The 18,954-nt window shown below is 36.5% G+C and carries 22 protein-coding genes; 8 read left to right on the forward strand and 14 right to left on the reverse strand.

Translation table 11 applies throughout. From position 1 onward, the window contains the following. Positions 1 to 5: 5 nt before the first annotated feature. The 3 genes from HWV00_RS17040 to HWV00_RS17050 form a co-directional block, all read right to left on the reverse strand. Positions 6 to 599 (reverse strand): hypothetical protein, encoded by a 594-nt coding sequence (locus tag HWV00_RS17040; protein ID WP_211683275.1) that lies wholly within the window; start codon positions 597 to 599, stop codon positions 6 to 8. A 70-nt stretch (positions 600 to 669) separates the two neighbouring features. Further along, entirely contained in the window at positions 670 to 936 is a 267-nt protein-coding gene (locus HWV00_RS17045) for a hypothetical protein (RefSeq protein ID WP_211683277.1), read from the reverse strand. A gap of 31 nt (positions 937 to 967) precedes the next feature. Next, positions 968 to 1,210, reverse strand: a complete 243-nt coding sequence (locus tag HWV00_RS17050; RefSeq protein ID WP_211683278.1) for a hypothetical protein — start codon at positions 1,208 to 1,210, stop codon at positions 968 to 970. 116 nt (positions 1,211 to 1,326) lie between these two features. Between HWV00_RS17050 and HWV00_RS17055 the strand changes: the two genes are divergently transcribed. After that, a complete protein-coding gene (locus tag HWV00_RS17055; RefSeq protein WP_211683280.1) occupies positions 1,327 to 1,773 on the forward strand; it encodes a helix-turn-helix transcriptional regulator in 447 nt (148 codons plus the stop codon). A 224-nt stretch (positions 1,774 to 1,997) separates the two neighbouring features. Next, positions 1,998 to 2,969 (forward strand): tyrosine-type recombinase/integrase, encoded by a 972-nt coding sequence (locus HWV00_RS17060; RefSeq protein WP_211683281.1) that lies wholly within the window; start codon positions 1,998 to 2,000, stop codon positions 2,967 to 2,969. 1 nt (position 2,970) lies between these two features. On the opposite strand, the gene HWV00_RS17065 is transcribed toward HWV00_RS17060, so the two are convergent. Next, a complete protein-coding gene (locus tag HWV00_RS17065) occupies positions 2,971 to 3,267 on the reverse strand; it encodes a hypothetical protein (RefSeq protein WP_211683284.1) in 297 nt (98 codons plus the stop codon). Positions 3,268 to 3,640: 373 nt separating this feature from the next. On the opposite strand from HWV00_RS17065, the gene HWV00_RS17070 reads away from it, so the two are divergent. Then, positions 3,641 to 4,495 (forward strand): RNA polymerase sigma factor RpoD/SigA, encoded by an 855-nt coding sequence (locus HWV00_RS17070; RefSeq protein WP_211683286.1) that lies wholly within the window; start codon positions 3,641 to 3,643, stop codon positions 4,493 to 4,495. A gap of 26 nt (positions 4,496 to 4,521) precedes the next feature. On the opposite strand, the gene HWV00_RS17075 is transcribed toward HWV00_RS17070, so the two are convergent. Both HWV00_RS17075 and HWV00_RS17080 read right to left on the reverse strand, forming a co-directional pair. Further along, positions 4,522 to 4,818: a hypothetical protein gene (locus tag HWV00_RS17075; protein ID WP_211683287.1), complete on the reverse strand. Its 297-nt coding sequence runs from the start codon at positions 4,816 to 4,818 to the stop codon at positions 4,522 to 4,524. A 182-nt stretch (positions 4,819 to 5,000) separates the two neighbouring features. Continuing rightward, on the reverse strand, positions 5,001 to 5,372 hold the full coding sequence (locus HWV00_RS17080; protein ID WP_211683289.1) for a hypothetical protein: 372 nt from the start codon (positions 5,370 to 5,372) through the stop codon (positions 5,001 to 5,003). A gap of 588 nt (positions 5,373 to 5,960) precedes the next feature. On the opposite strand from HWV00_RS17080, the gene HWV00_RS17085 reads away from it, so the two are divergent. The 4 genes from HWV00_RS17085 to HWV00_RS17100 all read left to right on the forward strand — a co-directional run bounded on the left by HWV00_RS17085 (position 5,961) and on the right by HWV00_RS17100 (position 9,370). Continuing rightward, positions 5,961 to 6,263 carry a hypothetical protein gene (locus HWV00_RS17085; protein ID WP_211683291.1) on the forward strand — a complete coding sequence of 101 codons (303 nt, stop codon included), beginning with the start codon at positions 5,961 to 5,963 and terminating at the stop codon, positions 6,261 to 6,263. Between the two features lie 1,426 nt (positions 6,264 to 7,689). Then, positions 7,690 to 7,998 (forward strand): hypothetical protein, encoded by a 309-nt coding sequence (locus HWV00_RS17090; RefSeq protein ID WP_211683293.1) that lies wholly within the window; start codon positions 7,690 to 7,692, stop codon positions 7,996 to 7,998. A gap of 579 nt (positions 7,999 to 8,577) precedes the next feature. Continuing rightward, on the forward strand, positions 8,578 to 9,108 hold the full coding sequence (locus tag HWV00_RS17095; protein WP_211683295.1) for a hypothetical protein: 531 nt from the start codon (positions 8,578 to 8,580) through the stop codon (positions 9,106 to 9,108). Further along, positions 9,101 to 9,370 carry a hypothetical protein gene (locus HWV00_RS17100; protein ID WP_211683297.1) on the forward strand — a complete coding sequence of 90 codons (270 nt, stop codon included), beginning with the start codon at positions 9,101 to 9,103 and terminating at the stop codon, positions 9,368 to 9,370. The genes HWV00_RS17095 and HWV00_RS17100 overlap by 8 nt, the downstream gene beginning before the upstream one ends. A gap of 72 nt (positions 9,371 to 9,442) precedes the next feature. Here the strand turns inward: HWV00_RS17100 and HWV00_RS17105 are convergent, their stop codons facing one another. Next, positions 9,443 to 10,837: a hypothetical protein gene (locus HWV00_RS17105; protein ID WP_211683299.1), complete on the reverse strand. Its 1,395-nt coding sequence runs from the start codon at positions 10,835 to 10,837 to the stop codon at positions 9,443 to 9,445. Between the two features lie 156 nt (positions 10,838 to 10,993). Next, positions 10,994 to 11,923 (reverse strand): zonular occludens toxin domain-containing protein, encoded by a 930-nt coding sequence (locus HWV00_RS17110; RefSeq protein ID WP_211683301.1) that lies wholly within the window; start codon positions 11,921 to 11,923, stop codon positions 10,994 to 10,996. A gap of 340 nt (positions 11,924 to 12,263) precedes the next feature. Here HWV00_RS17110 and HWV00_RS21605 point away from each other — a divergent pair, with 340 nt between their 5' ends. Beyond that, positions 12,264 to 12,743, forward strand: coding sequence for a type II secretion system protein (locus tag HWV00_RS21605; RefSeq protein WP_211683303.1), 480 nt, complete (start codon positions 12,264 to 12,266; stop codon positions 12,741 to 12,743). Positions 12,744 to 12,906: 163 nt separating this feature from the next. On the opposite strand, the gene HWV00_RS17120 is transcribed toward HWV00_RS21605, so the two are convergent. The 6 genes from HWV00_RS17120 to rbsK all read right to left on the reverse strand — a co-directional run bounded on the left by HWV00_RS17120 (position 12,907) and on the right by rbsK (position 18,838). Further along, positions 12,907 to 13,110, reverse strand: a complete 204-nt coding sequence (locus HWV00_RS17120; RefSeq protein ID WP_211683305.1) for a hypothetical protein — start codon at positions 13,108 to 13,110, stop codon at positions 12,907 to 12,909. Between the two features lie 277 nt (positions 13,111 to 13,387). Beyond that, entirely contained in the window at positions 13,388 to 14,329 is a 942-nt protein-coding gene (locus HWV00_RS17125; RefSeq protein ID WP_211683307.1) for a porin, read from the reverse strand. 166 nt (positions 14,330 to 14,495) lie between these two features. Then, positions 14,496 to 14,798: a hypothetical protein gene (locus HWV00_RS17130; RefSeq protein WP_211683309.1), complete on the reverse strand. Its 303-nt coding sequence runs from the start codon at positions 14,796 to 14,798 to the stop codon at positions 14,496 to 14,498. A 182-nt stretch (positions 14,799 to 14,980) separates the two neighbouring features. Then, positions 14,981 to 15,922, reverse strand: coding sequence for a porin (locus HWV00_RS17135; RefSeq protein WP_211683311.1), 942 nt, complete (start codon positions 15,920 to 15,922; stop codon positions 14,981 to 14,983). A gap of 909 nt (positions 15,923 to 16,831) precedes the next feature. Beyond that, positions 16,832 to 17,842: a substrate-binding domain-containing protein gene (locus HWV00_RS17140; protein WP_211683314.1), complete on the reverse strand. Its 1,011-nt coding sequence runs from the start codon at positions 17,840 to 17,842 to the stop codon at positions 16,832 to 16,834. Between the two features lie 75 nt (positions 17,843 to 17,917). Then, on the reverse strand, positions 17,918 to 18,838 hold the full coding sequence (gene rbsK / locus HWV00_RS17145) for a ribokinase (protein ID WP_211683316.1): 921 nt from the start codon (positions 18,836 to 18,838) through the stop codon (positions 17,918 to 17,920). Positions 18,839 to 18,954 lie beyond the last annotated feature (116 nt).

The following is an 18,954-nucleotide window of genomic DNA, read 5'->3' on the forward strand; positions in this document are numbered from 1 at the left end:
AAGCGTTACAGACGAAAAGTTGCATCGGCTCGTTGGGTACGAGTGCGATAATGAATGATCTTATTAACGTGCGGAATAGTGAATTCCATTTTTTCAGCAATGACAGTCGGTGTTAAACCAGCATCAGAGAGTTGACGACATAACTCAACTTCGTCATCAGTGCCTTTAGAGTGCGGGTATAATTCACCATATCGTCGCAGTGAAATACCTTTGCGCTGCGCTCTATTTTTAATAGTTGAATAAGTTGCTTTACGGAAACCAAGTGCAGTGACTAACTTTGCTATTTCAGTAGGCGATTTACGACCAGCATGTTTTCGAATAATTGCATCTTCGGCTTGGCTAAAACGAGGGTTAGCTCTGTTGTTACAAATACCGCAGCTTTTACGTGTACCGCGACGTAAATCAACCGTGAATTTTTCAACATGGGTTCGACCACAATCACAAAGACATTCAACGCCCTTACCTGCATCTTGCTTAACAACGACCAATAACCCAAAGCGTTGACCAACAATGTTTACATATGCTGGTGAGTGTTTGCCGTATTGGTAATGATCTTTACCTGACTTAACAACAAAGCCGTTTGAAATAAAAATACTCATTTAATACTCCCTGTATTATTAATTTACGCCTACATCCTTATGACGTTTTATTTGTACCTGCTAACGGGCGCTAACAAGCAATGGCATCAAATACATCGTTACGAACCTCAATACCGCAGTGGGCTAAATCGGTTTGTATTTTGTCGGCTTGTTTGTTGTAAGCAACAATGCAGCCTGTCATGCCTTGGTCGTTTTCTAATGCGAAATGAATCTGGCCTTTATCGACATAAACTATTTCAGCGCGGGTAATGCCACGTAACTGCATCAAGCAACCGTTATCAATTACTTGAACTATTACGCCCTCTCCAAATTTGTCGTTTTCAATATTAATTTGCATGTTTCTATCCCTGTTTAAATCGTTAAATCCGTTAACTGTTGAGCCTTAAAACTTCTTCGGGGTTGTTCCAAGGCTCTAATTCATTGGCACCAACATTTGCCATTTGCAGTAGTTGCACCATATTTACAAGACGCTTTGAACCACGGTAACGTTGATAAAAGGGTATTAATCCCGCTTCCATATCGTTGCGGATCGTTCTTTCTGATTGCCCTGTACGTCGTGCGTACTCAGAAACAGGTAAAAAAGGGGCATCTATTAAAATAGCTATCGACATTGCAACTTCCTGTTGTTGTAATACGAGGTTAACCCTGTAAAGGTACATTTTAGATTGAATGTACCTGATTTGGGTGATTGGTATAAATACTAGACCCAAATATGGTACAAAGTCAAATGGAATTAAAAGAAAAGATTAAGTTAATCAGAAATACTCACGGATACACGCAAACAAACTTTGCAAAACTTACCGATATACCATTCCGCTCTTACCAAAAATATGAGCTTGGTAATACCGAAGTTGCCATGAGTGCTTTTTTGAAAATATCAGATAAATTCCCGCAATATGCTCTATGGTTAACAACTGGAAAAGTTAATCTTGAAGCTGGACAAGTTGCCCCAGGTGATAAAACACCGAAAATGAGTGGTGATGGTGTACCAGAAGAGTTATTAAATACAGCGTTTAAGAAAACGATCACAACGTCTATTTCATTAGGTTGGTTAACGGCTAAACCAGAAATACAGTTTTCTATGCTTTCTGATTTAATGCGCCATGACTTTGTTGAACAGGGTGGGAAATTGATTGCACAAGATGCAGACGAGAGCGAGACTCAGACAGCTTAATATCACCTCCCCATTCCATCGCTTTAATATTCCACGCACGCCAGACTTTCGCTTTTTCTAACGAGTCTGGCATCTGGTTAATTAAGATTAACTCTTCCATGAGTTTGTAAGCACGAATATATTTAACGTCCATTTTACACCTATAAAACACTGTATATACATCCAGCATACTATCGGTTACAATTCAAAACAATGTTTAATATTAACTAATTACAGGGAACGTAATGTCTATAAAACAACAAGCTGATGGTTACTACCTCGTTGAAATGTATCCGTTTGGTCGTGGTGGTCGCAGAATAAGAAAACGCTTTAGCACGAAAGCAGAGGCTTTGCGCTTCGAAGAATACATGGGCGTAAAAGCAAAAAATGAGGGCTGGTTAGAATTTAATAATGACAGTCAGCGGTTAGATGATTTAATTGAAATCTGGTACAACTTACACGGCCAAGCGTTAAACGATGGCATGAAGCGTAAGCGTAAATTATTGGCATTATCGAAGATGATGGGTAATCCAATAGCGAAGAAATTCGACCGTTCTCACTTCTCAACTTACCGAAAATTACGCCTTGAAAAAGTCAGCGTTAAAACCGTGAATAATGAGCAAACTTATCTCAATGCCCTATTCAATGAATTAAACCGTTTGGGTGAATGGAAAGCAGGAAACCCGATTGCAGGTATGCGAGCATTAAAATATAAAACGCCTGAGATGGGATTTTTACAAAAAGCACAAATACCTATCTTACTTAACGAGCTGGATAATGGCCGTAATAAACAAGTAAGGCTAATTGCTGAAATTTGTTTAACGACTGGTTGCCGCTGGGGTGAGGCTGAAAATTTAAAAGGTGAGCATATTCATAATAACAAAGTGACGTTTATGAATACTAAAGGTAACAAGCCACGCACGATCCCTATATCCTCAGAACTTGCCGACCGATTACCTAAAAAACAGGGGCATTTGTTTAGCAGCAGCCTAAAAGCATTTCGCAAAGCGGTAGAACGCACAGGTTTTGAATTACCCAAAGGGCAAATGAGCCATGTGTTACGCCACACGTTTGCGAGTTATTTTATGATGAATGGTGGGAATATTCTGGTGCTACAGCGAATACTTGGTCACGCATCAATTGTTGATACGATGAAATATTCACATTTTGCACCAGAGCATTTAGAGGATGCGGTTAGGTTGAATCCGTTGGCTTAGGCTAGCGGTAATTTTTACGTCCTACTTGTTTAGACACAATTTTGATTAACTTTCCACCCGCAAACCTTAAACGCACATCAAACTCGCCACCAACCGATGCTTCTAAAATATAATGGCTATATGAAACTTGTTTAAATGACTTCTCGTTATTAATGATTTCCATTACTTCGGAGTGTGTCATACCAGTGTTACTAATCAAAAGATCTCCACCACTGACACGAAAAAAATCTTTCGTATAAGAGAGTGATGAAAATGAAATTGAAGCGATAAAAAATATCCATATAAATTTTGACTGCATAAACTCATCCTTAAGTTAGTTAAATTAAGTTGGTACATTACCACGAAAAAACAGAGGCCATAAATAGGTATTTCATATACTACTAAAGAGTAGTTGTAAATATCAAGTAAGAGAACTCATAAGTCATTTAACTATATTAACGACTTAACAATAATAAATAAAAAACTTTAAATACAAAACCTTACATCTAAAAAAATCACGAACACCTATTTCGTCAATAACACCTATTATTTTTCAACTATATTTGAGATCAAACTCCCAATAACATGAAACTATGTCACGTAGATGTCGACAACCAGCCTTTAACACCTATCTTTTAATATTCAAAGTTGATTAAATAAAATTGAATAACCGGACTTTAAAGGAATAAAAAATGGAATTATCTCAAACATTAAGTGCTTTAGATTCTTATATGCGACAAGTAAAGCAAAGTAGCCACCTACTTACAAAAGAAGAAGAGTATGAGGTTTCTATTGCAGCAAAAAATGGCGATTTACGAGCTAAAAATCGTATGATTGAGTCAAATTTACGCTTGGTTATTAATGTTGCTAAGCATTATCAATATAGCGATATTCCTCTTATCGATATAATCCAAGAAGGAAATACAGGATTGATTCGTGCGGTTGAAAAATTTGATGCTACTCAGGGGTTCCGATTTTCAACTTATGCAGTTTGGTGGATTAAAAATCATATAGACCGCTCTATCATGAATAACTCTCGAACAATCCGTATACCTATTAATATTGCTAAAATATATAAACGCATTAATAAGGCCGCAAACAAACTAAAATTAGATTTGGCTAATTATAATGATCTAATCATTATTGCCAAATCCTTAGAAATGGATATTAATGACGTCACAGACACATTATCAAATTACGTTCATGTATTAAACTTAGATGAGAATGCTACGACTGAAAGCGGCTCTGTCACAACACTTGTTAATATAATTGAAGATAAGTCTATCACTCCTCCTAGTTCAGAATTTGAGTCCGGCAGTACTCGAGAATATCTCTTAGCATTATTGGAAAGTTTACCAAACTTTGAGCGTCGTATTATTGAACTTAGATTTGGTTTAACAGATGAACCCCCCCTTAGCTTGTTACGTATAGGCGAGCGTTTATCTGTATCTCGTGAAAAAGTCAGGATTTCTATAAATAAGAGTCTTATAAAATTAAAACCGCAGTTATTACGGGATAATATGCAGCGACATGACTATATACTTTAAGTAGTAATCCATTAGTACCCCCTAATTCACGGTTGCATCTCTTTCTCGATAACTGTTTTTAAATAGTTATCTGATTGAATAACTGAACAGTTTTTCAATACATCTTCTAATATCTTAATTTTAGATTCTACGTCTAAAGTTAAGAACCTTGATTCATATTCACTTCTAATAAGAGCTGGCATATCATGAATACCATTCATAAAAGAGTCAAAAACATTTTTAATATCATCACTATTATACGCAATAACATATTCATTACAGTGTTCTTCGGATTGAACTTCAAAGCTCAGTAGAACTATAAATAAAAATATCTTCACCATCATTCCCACATTATTTGATCACGAATAATTTAGAGGATGGTATGAAAATTTAGAAGCGGTAGTACTAAAAATATAATCTTTGAAGGGCGTAAGGTTATAGTAAAATTTATTACGTAAATAGAGCGGATTTATCTTGGTAATGCTAAGAACCACACGAGTTAAGCCCTACCAATATTCCGCTTAGTTCAAAAACAGATAAAAGAACAATCAATTGAACCTTGGGTTGCTGATACATCTAGAATTATTCTTTTTTCTTGTGCGATAGCATTGCATAACCCTTGCCCTTTACTGAAATCAATACCAGTAAGCGTACAGTATTTAAATTTATCCTCTGGAAGTTGCGCTAAGCACTGATACCTATTATTTTTCTGTTTTGTCATCGTGATACTTTTCATTATTAACTTTCTCTGTTCCGCACTACCATCAAAAAAAACGCATGAACGAGTCTCATTATTACTTGTTAAATTCAGAGAGATACTAGATGGTACCTCACTAGAAAGTGCTGAAAATGAAAATAATATAAATGAAGCAATAAAGTAACTAAGCTGCTTTCCCATAATCCATCCTTTGATATAGCTATATTTTTATCTTTCTATCGTGATGTGAAGTTAAATACTCACTAATCATTACCTATTTGGGTTTTCAAGAATTGCATACTTGAGTCTTTCATTTAAATTCACTGTTTCTCGATTTTTCTTAAACATGTTGAGTAAAAATAATCTCATAAGCTACCTATTAAATTAAAGTTACATTGATACATTATAGTTACGTATGCTAATTAATGATTTTTCAATAAACTGACTCTCGACACAGCTCACAAATTTTCAAAAATATAAATAAGTGATTAGTGTTAAATTTTTCTGAAACCAAATCTCACCAAAATAGCTCAAAGTAATCTGGGTGACATGTGGAATATTTAAGGTATTACGCTGTAATAACTAGGCGTTATTTCATAAAGAAAATGCTACAACCACTACGCCAAATCATACTTAATACATTGATAATAAAGCATTAAGAAATAGTCGACACAGATCACAATAAAAATATACACTTAGAAAATAATCACTAGTACCGCCATGTATTAACTAGAATTAAAAAAGGATAATTTTGATATTACCCCATGGAAGCGGGTCAAGGACGATAAAATGAAATACTCTACGGTAAAAAATACTTCAGATGAATTATTACTAATTAAAGCTGCACATAACGGAAGTATTGAGGCCGAAAACGTGCTGTATTCTTACCATAAAAAGGCTTTAGAACTCGCGCTTTATAAATATAATTTTTTACAGGTCATTTTAGATGACTTAACCGCGTATATTGAATGTAGCTATCGAATTGCAATCCATAAGTACCGAATAGAATCAAATATGAAGTTTATTGATTTTGCATCTTGGTTTATCAAAAATACTTTAGAGCGTGAATGTGAAGTCATCACAGTACATTAAAAAGTCATGTGTTAAGTAAGTGACGAGGTAGCCAAAATGGATGATGCCTACTTTAATAAACTGATAGTTTCAATTGATAGCCTTTCACCGTATCAGTTAAAGAGATTAGAACGTGAGATTTTTACATATAAAAACAAAGATCTTAAGAACATATTATCTAATGAAGAACAACTAATGTTGAATTATGTATTTAAACAAGAATCACCTACAGAGACATAACTAGGCAAAATTAAAGTCTATAGTTCGCTACGCACATCTAGCGAACTAATTAGATCTATATCCATCCAATATATAATGAGTTAAGCATACCAACTAAATTTCACCGACTTCCCCTCTATTTAACATATTGTATCTAACACGCATAACCAAAAGCATACTCACGTAAGATGCGTACTCTAAGACTTATTTATAGATGCTAACTTCGCTATAACGGACTAAAAAGGGTGGGATAATTTTGCACCAAATTGGGGAGTCAATGTTTCAGCTAAAATTAGCCTGAAAAGTCCTTTTATAAGTAATTCCACGTTAAATACTGGTCAGTGCTACCGCGATATTCAAGGCATAGCATCATAAACACTCAACCAAGCGCTGGGTATCCTCTTAAAGACTTTATTATTCAGTATTTTTTCGAACTAGGCCTTCCTTATACTTTCGATACTGACAACCTCTGCTAACCCAATCGCAACCCGCAAAGAATACGGCTCCGAAAATAATCGTTAGGTAAAGTTTATATGATGCCTGAAACGACAAATCTAGATAAAAATCATTTCGAACAAATTCACTACCTACTATAAGAGGAATACAAAACCCCAAGCCATAAGTAATCACATGCCTAAAGAAGCTTTTTCTTCGAATCTTAAGCCACTGAACCTGCGCTTCCCTCTTCATTAAACTCTGCTCCATCTATATCTTAGGTAATGACTTATAACATTGTATAAAAGGAAGTTACGATTACCCGATTCCCAAAATCTATTCAGTAAATAGCGTAATATCCTGTTATTTATTTTCAAGTCTTCTTAATTATTTACAAGATTTGGTATTCAACTGATTCTATTGGATTTTCAGTTTTATAGAAAGAAATGCAAGACTTTTATCTGGCAAACTGCGACTTAGCAATGAAAGAAATAATATTGTATGCAACCATAATTTATTATTGCGATCGGCGGCACTTTGGCGGCATAGGATGGGTCGTATTAGATACATATGGATAGGCCTACCGATTACAAATTTTTAACACTGTAATTACATCCAGTAGTGTTTTGGGCTTCAACTCCCCCCGACTCCACCAAACGCAAGTTAGAACGGCACCCTCCTAAGTGTCGCAGCCCATTGAATGGTTTGATTCAATGGGCTTTTCTTTGTCTAAAATTTAACAAATTAATTCATAACCTATTGTTATATATGACAATTTAAATATGAGGTAATAATGAAACATTTAAAGCTAATCATCTTTCTTTGCCTGTTAAATCAAGGTTGTAGCACCAAAAACAACCTACCGATTAACCAGCCACCGAGTAATATCCAATCTTTTGCCCCTGCCAGCGTTGAAGATGCAACAGTAGATCAACCAATTAGTGTTGATGACTTGGATACGCCACAAATTGATGCAAGCGATATCGTTGATGAAAAGGGCGAGAAATTAGAAGAGCCTAAAACAGAAGAACAAAGTGGTGAAATCAGAAATATGTCTGACACTAGCGACTTTATGCCAGAGCAGCGTACTTATTGGATGTAGGTGTTGCGCGTAAAATGAGTCCATGCCCCACAAAGCATGGACGCATACTCTTTGCTTAAAACAGGTTTTGCAGGGAGAAAGGTGTTTTTTTCATAATGAATAGAGGGATCGCTCCGCGAGTTCCGCCAGATTAAATCTGCTATTTACTCCAATTACGTGCAATGGCTTATATCTGAACAGGTTCAGATTGATTACAAAACCACTCAATACCCCGCTATTACCCCGATGATCACATTCACTATTTGATCAATCAAAATCCAAATTTGATCTGTTTGTTTTTATACCCGAGTATCATTATTAATATAAGCTAGAGGCCTAAACCTCTAGCTTATCGTGTTTTCGTTACTCAGCCTTCGTCCTCAAATCACAATAAGCTAGTGGGAGCTGACGCGAATTATTACATACAAGCCCAAATTAAGTTAGACTGATATCAATAGTAACTATCAGACATTGTTAGAGTTAGAGTCATAACATTTCTTTTACACTAAACAGTTGTTTTTATAAATAATTGATAGCGATATCATTAAAATTATATTTTGGATGGTATACTTTTAATTAAAATCATAATCAGGAATAACAGTGGCATATATCATAGATCATGAAAATATTGATATTCGTAGTTTAGGTCATGGAGTTATAGCCTCCTATCCATTTATAGTCTTAGATACTCGATATACCTGCTGGTTTACCGAATTAACGATAGATCTAGAATCCGTAGAGGATACTGTTCGTGAGATTGAAGAGGATGGTGTATATGAACCTGGTTTAAATACCTTTAAGGTAGATTTCGATCTAGAGGTAAATTTTCTAACTTACGATGAAGATCAGTTGTTTATAATACCTGAAAATGGATATGGAAATGGAATTGCTAGCATGAGAGACATTACGTCAGCAGTTACCGAAATCATCCAAATTCATCAAGAGGCTTTCGACTGTATTTTTTATTTCGCCGAGCCAGCGACAAGACAACATGACTTACTTTATCGTAGGAATGTTATTCCACAACTTGAAGAATCAGGCTATAGTTACTATGTACTTGATGAAAATAGAAACGAAGGAAATACATATATCTTTCTTAAAGATCTAGAGGAGGGCGAGGCTCATGGCTAATAAAAAAGTTGACGCGGATTCAATTAAAAATCGTACAGCTCGTTCGGCATTGCTTGCCCATAGAGCGAGAATGGTTCTCAAAGCTCGTGAAGAACGAGGTATTCGTAATCAAGATATGATCTTAAAAGCACAGGAAATTATATCGATTCGAGTACACAGATCTAATGAAGATAAAAAAAGAATAGTAGCATCCGGTAAAAAATTGTCTAAAACACAGCTAATTAAAATAATTAATTCTAACAAAACCAAAACTACAGCTTAGTCTTTTGAAATCCGAATAGCTACTGGAGTTACCTACAGAAAAGGAGTGTATCAGCACTCCTCTATATGCCTCTCAATCCCATAAAGCTTGAAAAGAATCAAAGCTCTCAAATGCTTTTGGGATATGTTCAAATAGATCATCATCAGCTATATGCCGACCGTGTGCAATATCATTACGATACGTTCGAATCGTATTTATCAGCGAATTAATATCTTTTCTCGACAAACTAAATTTCTTTATCCTATTACAGTACCCAACTAATTTATAAGTACTCGGTGGTAGCTTATAGTTTTTGTCACTTAAAAATTCATTCTCAAAAATATCTTTAGTTATAAATTTTTGAAGCTTACTATCTAAGTTCTCGTAAGACCTACCTGAATAAAAAAGGTCTACTTCTTCTTGACTAAGGCTCTTAGACAGTCTCTCATCTACTTTTAACCCAACAAAATTTTCAAATGCAATGTTTAGATCCATTACAGCCTGAGTCAAATTATTAATCCCGAAGTTCAATTTTGCATCTAAATAGCTATGCTTCCAAATACTGTTTGTCGGGTGTTTTAACTCCTCAAGTAAAAGAGCATTATCAAGATTTTTTTTCGGGACTGAACTGAATGTTCCCTGAGGAGGAAATATAATCCTATGAACTTCTTCCCCAAGTAAGGTATACCTAATATTTGTTTCAACGATCAACTTATCACTAATCTTCAGAACCCATTCTTCATTCATAGTAACTCGATAGGCTTTAATAAAGTAATTCAATAATCTAATAACTTCGCAGGGCTTTTGGATGCACTTATTCGTCTTTATTGAAATCAATGTTTGTTTATTTAAACCATGAATATCACCTTCTAGAACTACTCCCTCCGATTTTATTGGAGCATTTTCATTATCCAAATGACTAAAATCAAATGAGTAATCATAGCCTTCATAATTAAAGCTAAGTGGTAAACAAATAACCTGGGAAGCAATTTGGACTGTTATCTCGGATTTAAACCCTTTAGCACACAGATCTTCAAATTTTCTAAGTTCAATGAGCCTCGCCTTTTCTTGTGGTTTTGCAGTCATTAAAGTATTAGATACTCTATAACTTAGCTCTACAAGTGATATTTTCTTTCCTGATAACCATTCTTGTAATGCCAACTTTGTTACAGTAAAAAGATATTGGTTCAGGAATTTAAGGTACAACTCCCTATCGCAAAATTTCCTTAAGCACTGTTCAAATTGACTTAAGAACTCACTCAACCGTTGTGACTCTACCGAATAATTGAGAGCATCTACCACTAAACCTTCAATCAACAATGGATAACAACCCTTATTAATCAATTTATATCTCTGTAAGTTTTTTTCCCCGATCGATTCTAAAGCTTCTATTGACGAAAGCAGACTCTTTGCAGACTTTAAACTTTTAGCCTGTTTGATAGACTGGTTAACGTGATTAAATTTTACCTCAGCTTCTCGCTTATTCATTATTACATCCCTCCACAATTTTAAACAGTATACCATCATACCTTAAATCATTGATTTACAACCCTTAAACCTAGAGTTGTTGATGTGAACATTACTTTTTATAATACAATTTATAGTGCATACAAAGTAATAATATACCTTATACAGATACCCCCATTACAATAAGCTAGTGGGAGCTGACGCCAGTAGAGATTCATCCATATTAAAATCATCCCCATCACGCTCAACGTCATCAGCCTTATCATCTTCCCTGCACGTTACTATCCGCGAACGAGCCTGATAACTGAGTTTATAAACACATTCCGTTAATGTCTTTGTTGTATAACCCACTTCGTTTAAATCTTCATTTGTAGTCTTAAACATTAAGTGACCATCTTTATATACATCAAAGTAAATCAGGTATAAGAAATCTTCGGGCGTGAGCTGCTGTTCTGTCCGGTTGTATTTCACTTGCTTAGTGAAGCCTGTAACGTAGAAATCAAAACCGATTAAAGGCTCTGGCTCAATATCAACAACTTCATCAATAACCGCACTGCTATCATCACTATCAATAAAATCAGTATTCGTCCCAGTAACCACTGCGCTTTCGTCAATAGAAACGTCATCAACTGAATGAACTTGTTCACTGCCTTGTTGAGTACCGGTACTCGATGGATTATCGTCACGACCAAACGCAAACCATATGAAATAAGCCAGAATGGATAATAGAAACACCACAGCAATAACGAACTTAGGGCTTTGAAATGGGCTAGTCCCCTTGCCGCTTTTGTTGTTTTTACCTGTTTGTGTTGATTTGTAGAGTTTGAATACATCAAGTGGGATCTTCCTTCTTTTGACTTGTTCACCTTTCTTCGGAGATAAACCGCGTTCAAGTGGGTTATGTTCGTGGGTTCGTGGGCGTCTTTGGAAATATGGCATTGGTGCAAAATCAAAAGACTTGTGGCTAACGGCCTGTTCGGCCACCGGACGAATAAGATTATGTACTTTGGTAATATTCGCATTACCTTTTAAATCATTCGCCCGCATCGTATCTAAGGTGTCGTATATGGCCTGATTCTTTTTAATGTTCACATCAAATTGATGCAAGCTATATCGTTGACGAAAAGGACGAGAAATTAGAAGAACCTAAAACAGAAGAGCAAAGCGGTGAAATCAGAAATATGTCTGACACTAGCGACTTTATGCCAGAGCAGCGTACTTATTGGATGTAGGTTGTCGCGCGTAAAATGAGTCCATGCCCCACAAAGCATGGATGCATACTCTTTGCTTAAAACAGGTTTATACTAATTATAAAACCATTCACCTTCTACTATTCTAAAAATACGCCCACCACCAATCAATAATATATACTAGATATATATAAAGCCCTATAATAGCCTAGTCATTGATTGAATTAATAATTTCAATATTATATTGGGTATAACAAATGAATAAAGCGAGAAACCAAGGCTTTACACTAATTGAATTAGTTATCGTCATTATTGTTTTAGGGATACTAGCAGCAACAGCGGTGCCTAAATTTATAAATATTCAAGATGATACTAAAGCAGCATCATTACACGCAGCAAGCGGCGCATTAATTAGCGCAGCGAATCTAGTTCACTATAGAGCTCAATTAGATAGTGTTGAGAAGTTAGATCGAAGTACCGTTAAAATTAATGGTGAAGACATAAAACTTGTCTATGCATACCCAGAAGGCTCACCAGAAACAATAAATAAAATAATAACATTGAAAGGCTTTGAAGTTCGTATTGGTAAATACATTGGTACTACTATCATTAGCCTTGCAGATTCAAATAACACCGGTGATTCCTGTATCACCTATCAGCAAGCGAGTTTGAATGCTTCGTTCACGATTCGTGAAGGAAAATTAATACCAACTGGGGAATGTCTATCTATAATATAGGTGTGTAAAATGAGTCCATGCCCCACAAAGCATGGCCGCATATTCTTTACTTAAAACAGGTTTAGCAGGAAGGAAAATGTTTTTTCATCATGAATAGAGGGTCGCTCCTTGAATACCGTCAGATTAAATAAGATATAGTAAATCTTCGGGTGTGGGCTTCTGTTCAGTTATATTTCACTTGTTTAGTAAACCCAGTAACGTAAAAATCAATATTCGTCCCAGCAACCACCGCGCTTTCGTCAATAGAAACGTCATCAACTGAATGAATTTGTCCACTGCCTTGTTGAGTATCGGTACTCGATGGATTATCGTCACGACCAAACGCAGACCATATGAAATAAGCCAGAATGGATAATAGAAACACCACAGCAATAACGAACTTAGGGCTTTGAAATGGGCTAGTCCCCTTGCCGATTTTGTTGTTTTTCCTGTTTGAGTTGATTTGTAGAGTTTGAACAGATCAAAGAGGAAGTGATTAAAAAATCCCGCTTACTGCAAATAAGCGAGATTTAATATAAAGGATATACTACTTTCTTCTATGGTAAAGACTAAAAAATCGGCAGAAGTAATGGCGTAAACTTTTGATTTCACGCATCCCAGTAGGAGGCCAACATCAATGAATCATGACATTGAAGTCATCATTATTAGAAAGAGTAACGAGCACCAACGATGAATTCATCAGCATTGTCATTACGACCATGTCCAGCTGACATATCAGAACCTAGTGCAACTTTATAACCTGCGTATGCTGCAACATCACCAATATAGCGACCATACTCAAATGCAACGAAGTTTACATCTTGAGCTTCATTATCAAAGCCTAAATAGTTATATGAAACACTTACCTTATTTTCACCGAATCCATAAGATGCAAATGCGTCAACAGCATTGAAATCATCATTATTTACAGAACCTTTTTGTACTAAGCCTGAAACTAAAACACCACCGTTAGTATAACGCGCGCCAAGCATGTATACGTCTGATGAAGCTGCATCGCCCTCAGCCGCTTCAGTTGCTGCATAGCCAGCACTTACTTCAATACTTGGAAGTAATTTATAAGCAGCCATCAAACCGCCGCCATTTTCAGTCGCTTTTAGGTTTGCTGATGCATGAACGGTTAAGTCGCCTTTAGTTACTGCATAAAGCACTGTATCTTCAGAACGATCACCACTTGCAGAAAACTCTTCGTTTGTGTAACCACTGTAAACTTCAGCTACATCGGTAAAGTTAGTTAAATATGTAACAGCGTTATCTTGAGTACCGTATGTTAGTGTACCGTAAGCACTCTCAACACCAACGTATGCATAACGCGTGTTATTTTTAACGGTTGTATCATCTTCCTTGCTATCTTGTGTTAGTTCATATTCAAATTTACCTACTGCAGTTAAAGCTTCGTTGATCTCATGCTTACCTTGACCATTTAAACGAACACGCGATTTATCAGTAAAGCTACTGTCAGCAAGAGAGCCCCTTGCTTCAACACGTCCACCAAAAGAAAAATCTTCGCTGTTAATGTTTTCAGCAAGAACAGGCATAGATACAAGAGTTGCCACAGTAAGAGATAATGCTTTATTTATTTTGTTCATGAACAATTCCGTTTTTATTAAAGCTTATAATTAAAAAGTTAGAAATCGCAGATTAAACTGAATTTCACGCGGTAATTAACCATAAATATTAATAAAATACCTAATAATAGTATATTTACTTTACTTAAGTTTACTAAAATTTACTTATCTAAGATTGGTCTATCCGCTAATGGTGGTAAGGTCTATCTAACTGCGTTGCCAGTATTTTCTTTAACTTTCCGTGACTAAACTTAAGTTGCACATCAAATTCACCACCAACAGATGCATTCAAGATGTAATGATCACGCCCAATACGTTGCCAAAATTTTTCTTTATTGATCATTTCTATCACTTCTGAGTGCTTCATTTCGACACCACTAATGAGTAATCCCCCACCACTGAGTCGAAAGAAATCTTCCGCTTTTGCATACAATAATGATGAAAATAACATTGATACAGTGAAGGTTACCCATAACAATTTTGACTGCATAAACTCGTCCTTAAGTTAGCTAAATTAACCAGAGACACTACCATGTTAAAAATGATCAGATAAATGCGTATTTCATATAGTAGATGCTGATCTGATTGTATTCATATAATCAGAAACTAAGATCAAAAAAGCCTCCAAGAAGGAGGCTTATATCACTGAACTACAGTATTAATGTATCAGGATTAGAAAGTGTAACGAGCACCAACGATAAACTCATCTGCGTTACCATTGTTACCATGACCAGCTGAAGTATCATCACCTAGTGCAACTTTATAACCAGCGTATGCTGCTACGTCACCAATATAACGGCCATATTCAAATGCAACGAAGTTAACATCATCAGCGCTTTGATCATCAGCACTCAAGTAGTTATATGAAACACTTACTGTATTCTCACCAAACCCATAAGATGCGAATGCATCAACAGCTTCGAAGTCAGCATCAGCTAAAGTACCTTTTTGTACTAAGCCTGAAACTAAAATACCACCATTAGTATAACGCGCACCAAGCATGTATACATCTGATGAGTTTGACTCATCCTTAGCCGCTTCTGTTGCAGCATAACCAGCACTTACTTCAACGCTTGGAAGCAATTTATAAGCTACCATCAAACCGCCGCCATTTTCCGCCGCTTTAAGGTTAGCTGATGCATTAAATGTTAGATCACCTTTGGTCACACTATAAAGGATAGTATCCTCAGCTCTATCACCGCTCGCTGTAATTTCTTCGTTAGTATAACCACTGAAGTACTCAGCCATATCGGTAAAATTAGTCAGGTAGGTAACAGCGTTATCTTGAGTACCATATGTTACCGTACCGTAAGCAGTCTCAGCACCAACGTATAAATAACGCGTCTTAGTTTGGTTTGTCGTAGCAGCCGTATCGTTATCTTGCGTTAATTCATACTCGAATTTACCAACAGCAGTAATATCGTCATTGATTGCATGCTTACCTTGACCATTTAAACGAACGCGAGAAGCATCTGAAAAAGAACTGTCGGCAAGAACACCCCTTGCTTCAACACGGCCACCAAAAGAAAAATCTTCGCTGTTTACTTCAGCAAGCGCTGGCATCGAAACAAGTGTTGCCAATGTAAGAGATAGTGCTTTATTTATTGTTTTCATGAACAATTCCACTTTTAGTTTAGTTGATAGTTAAATTACGTTTAAAGCTCAGGTAAAAATCAATTTTCAATACCGCCATGCAACATATACATGAGTAATATACATAGTGGTTATGCGGTAAATTATATTGATTAGTATATTAGCTAAGCCAACGCGCTGTAACTAGTAAAAATACCAGATAATCATCTACACCCACTATTGGGTATGATTCAGATCAAGAATGGCTGCACTTTGACCCGTAAGGTCGCAGCGTGGAATGCTCGAGGAGAGGTAAATCGATAAGAATATCATAACAATCTGTCAGTGAATCTAAACTTTAAAATACATATCACCATTCAATATTTTAACGCTAGATGCAAAAGAGCCTATTGAAATTCCATTTCAATAGGCTCTTTCTTATAATCTTAAATAACAATCGTTACTATTTTTTAAGCTTAGTGAAGCTGCCACAGCTATTACATTTATAAACGCTACTGTAGAACAACTTTTGAAACCAGTTGCGGCTTATTTTTATCATTTTACCATCTTTGCAACATTTCATATCGACTCCACACAATTTGATTACAGGCCCGCTTTAAACACGGTAATAACATCAATATATCTAAAAGCACTAAACATATTTGTTCATAAGCTTATGTATCACAAATCACAGCGTTACACTTCGCAACAAATTGGCAGAGATACTATCGGCTGTTAATCGAGAGTAGTATGTCGTATTTGAAAAAAGTACCTTAAATGACATATTTTCAAATTTAAATAGTAAATTAATAAAGAAAATGAAGCTAACAAGTCAACGTGTTACACATGTAGGATAAATATTGCTCAGTTTAATGTAAAAAGCCAACCCTGAATGACTAACTTTTATATTAAGAAAGGTTTAAATGCAGTTTAAAATATCGCCAATTTCCTTTACGCAATATTTAACGCCTTCACACTGTCACGTTCAACTAACGTCGGCTCTAACTCGATAATCTGATTACTTTCGCTTTTGGTATTAATTTGCTCAAGTAACATATCAACTGCTTTTTGCCCTAAACGATGTTTCGGCTGATGAATAGTCGTTAATGACGGTGTAATGTACTTTGCCAACTTAATATCATCATAACCGATAATAGATAAGTCTTCCGGTACCGAAATACCCTTTTTACTGGCACTATTAATCACACTCATCGCCATCATGTCGTTACAAACAAATAACGCAGACGGTAATGGGCCATTTTCGACCATCTCAGCAAATGCTTTTTCACCGCCTTCACATTCAAAATTCCCCGCAGTCACCCACTTAGGATTGATAGACAAACCAGCCTCTTCCATTGCTTGAGTAAATCCAGCAAAACGCTGTTGTGCCGTTAGTTTATCTAGTACACCAGTAATACAACCAATCTCGGTATGACCTTTAGCAATCAGGTGTTGTGTGGCCATGTAGCCACCACGATGTGAGTTATCTTGTATTTTATCGCAAGAAAAATTGGTTGGGCCCCAATCCATGACAACTGTGGGTACTGGTTTATGGCGTTCGAATAAATTGAAACCTTGGCTTTCAACTTCACTGCACATCAACATTAGGCCATCAACACGCTTCTGTAATAACGTATCAAGATTTGCGTGCATACGCGCTACATCGCCTTCGGTATTGCACAGAATCAAGTTATAACCGTATTCATAACAACGACGTTCAACGCCCTTTAGTACTTCACCAAAGAAGGGGTTTGTAGAAGTAGTAACGAGCATACCGAAGGTTTTTGTACTTTGAACTTTAAGACTACGAGCCAATGCTGAAGGTGCGTAACGTAACTCGTCAACGGCAGCTTTTACGCGCGCAGACACATCTTCACTAACATAGCGTGTATTATTTAATACATGGCTGACCGTTGACGTTGATACGCCTGCATGTCTTGCTACGTCTTTAATTGTTGCCATTGGCTAATGTTGTCCATAATCATGTCTGTTAATATAAGCGCCTTATATTAACTTGTTTAGAAAAAATGTTTTACTTTAATCTTGCGAGGCCAAAAACACTTCAACTTCTGCTTTAGTCGGTATTGATGTTTGCGCACCAACACGAGTAACTGAAATTGCAGCGGCTGCATGAGCAAAAATAATCGCCTCATCTAATAGTAGTTCAGCTTGTAACCCCGCTAACAAACCACCATTAAAAGTATCACCTGCAGCAGTTGTATCAACCGCATCGACACGGAAGCCTTTTACTTGCTTACCTTTACCATCTTCACTGATCCAAACACCTTGGCTACCCAAAGTAATCATCACTTCTGAAATACCTTTGCTGTGCAATACATCTGCAGCCACTTGTGCTGATGCCATATCCACCACTTTAATCCCCGTCAGCAATTCGGCTTCAGTTTCATTGGGTGTAATCAGATCAACAACTGATAATAATTCATCATTTAAAGGTTGGGCAGGTGCTGGATTTAATACCACTCGTGTACCTGCTTGTTTTGCTATTTTAGCGGCTTGGGTAATAGTTGCAATCGGCGTTTCTAATTGCATCAATAATGTATCAGCTTGCTTAATTAAATCACTATGTGGTGCAATTCGCTCCGGTGTTAAACAGGCATTTGCTTCTGCTGAAATACAAATGCTGTTTTCGCCCGTTGCAGCCACTTGGATCATCGCAATGCCAGTGGGTTTATCTGCTTCAATCATCACCGCTTGTGTATTAATGCCATCATCGGCGAATTCGTTAATCATTTTGTGGCCAAAGCTATCATCGCCAACACAAGCAATAAACGCAATATCAGCACCTAATCTTGCTGCTGCAACTGCTTGGTTCGCACCTTTACCACCAGGGATCACTGCATAACTATGGCCGAGTAAGGTTTCGCCTGGACGGGGAAAAGAAGCCACTTGTAAAACATGATCAGCATTTACACTGCCTAACACAACTAACTTATTCATAATGAAACCTTAATACGTTATAACTGGTGAGAATAAAACATGACTTAATAACACGTCGCGAGTTGGTGTGATTAAGTCATGTTTTTTAATATTGGATAAATGACGTAAAGGGAATA

Source organism: Moritella sp. 24 (assembly GCF_018219155.1).
Classification (GTDB): Bacteria; Pseudomonadota; Gammaproteobacteria; order Enterobacterales; family Moritellaceae; genus Moritella.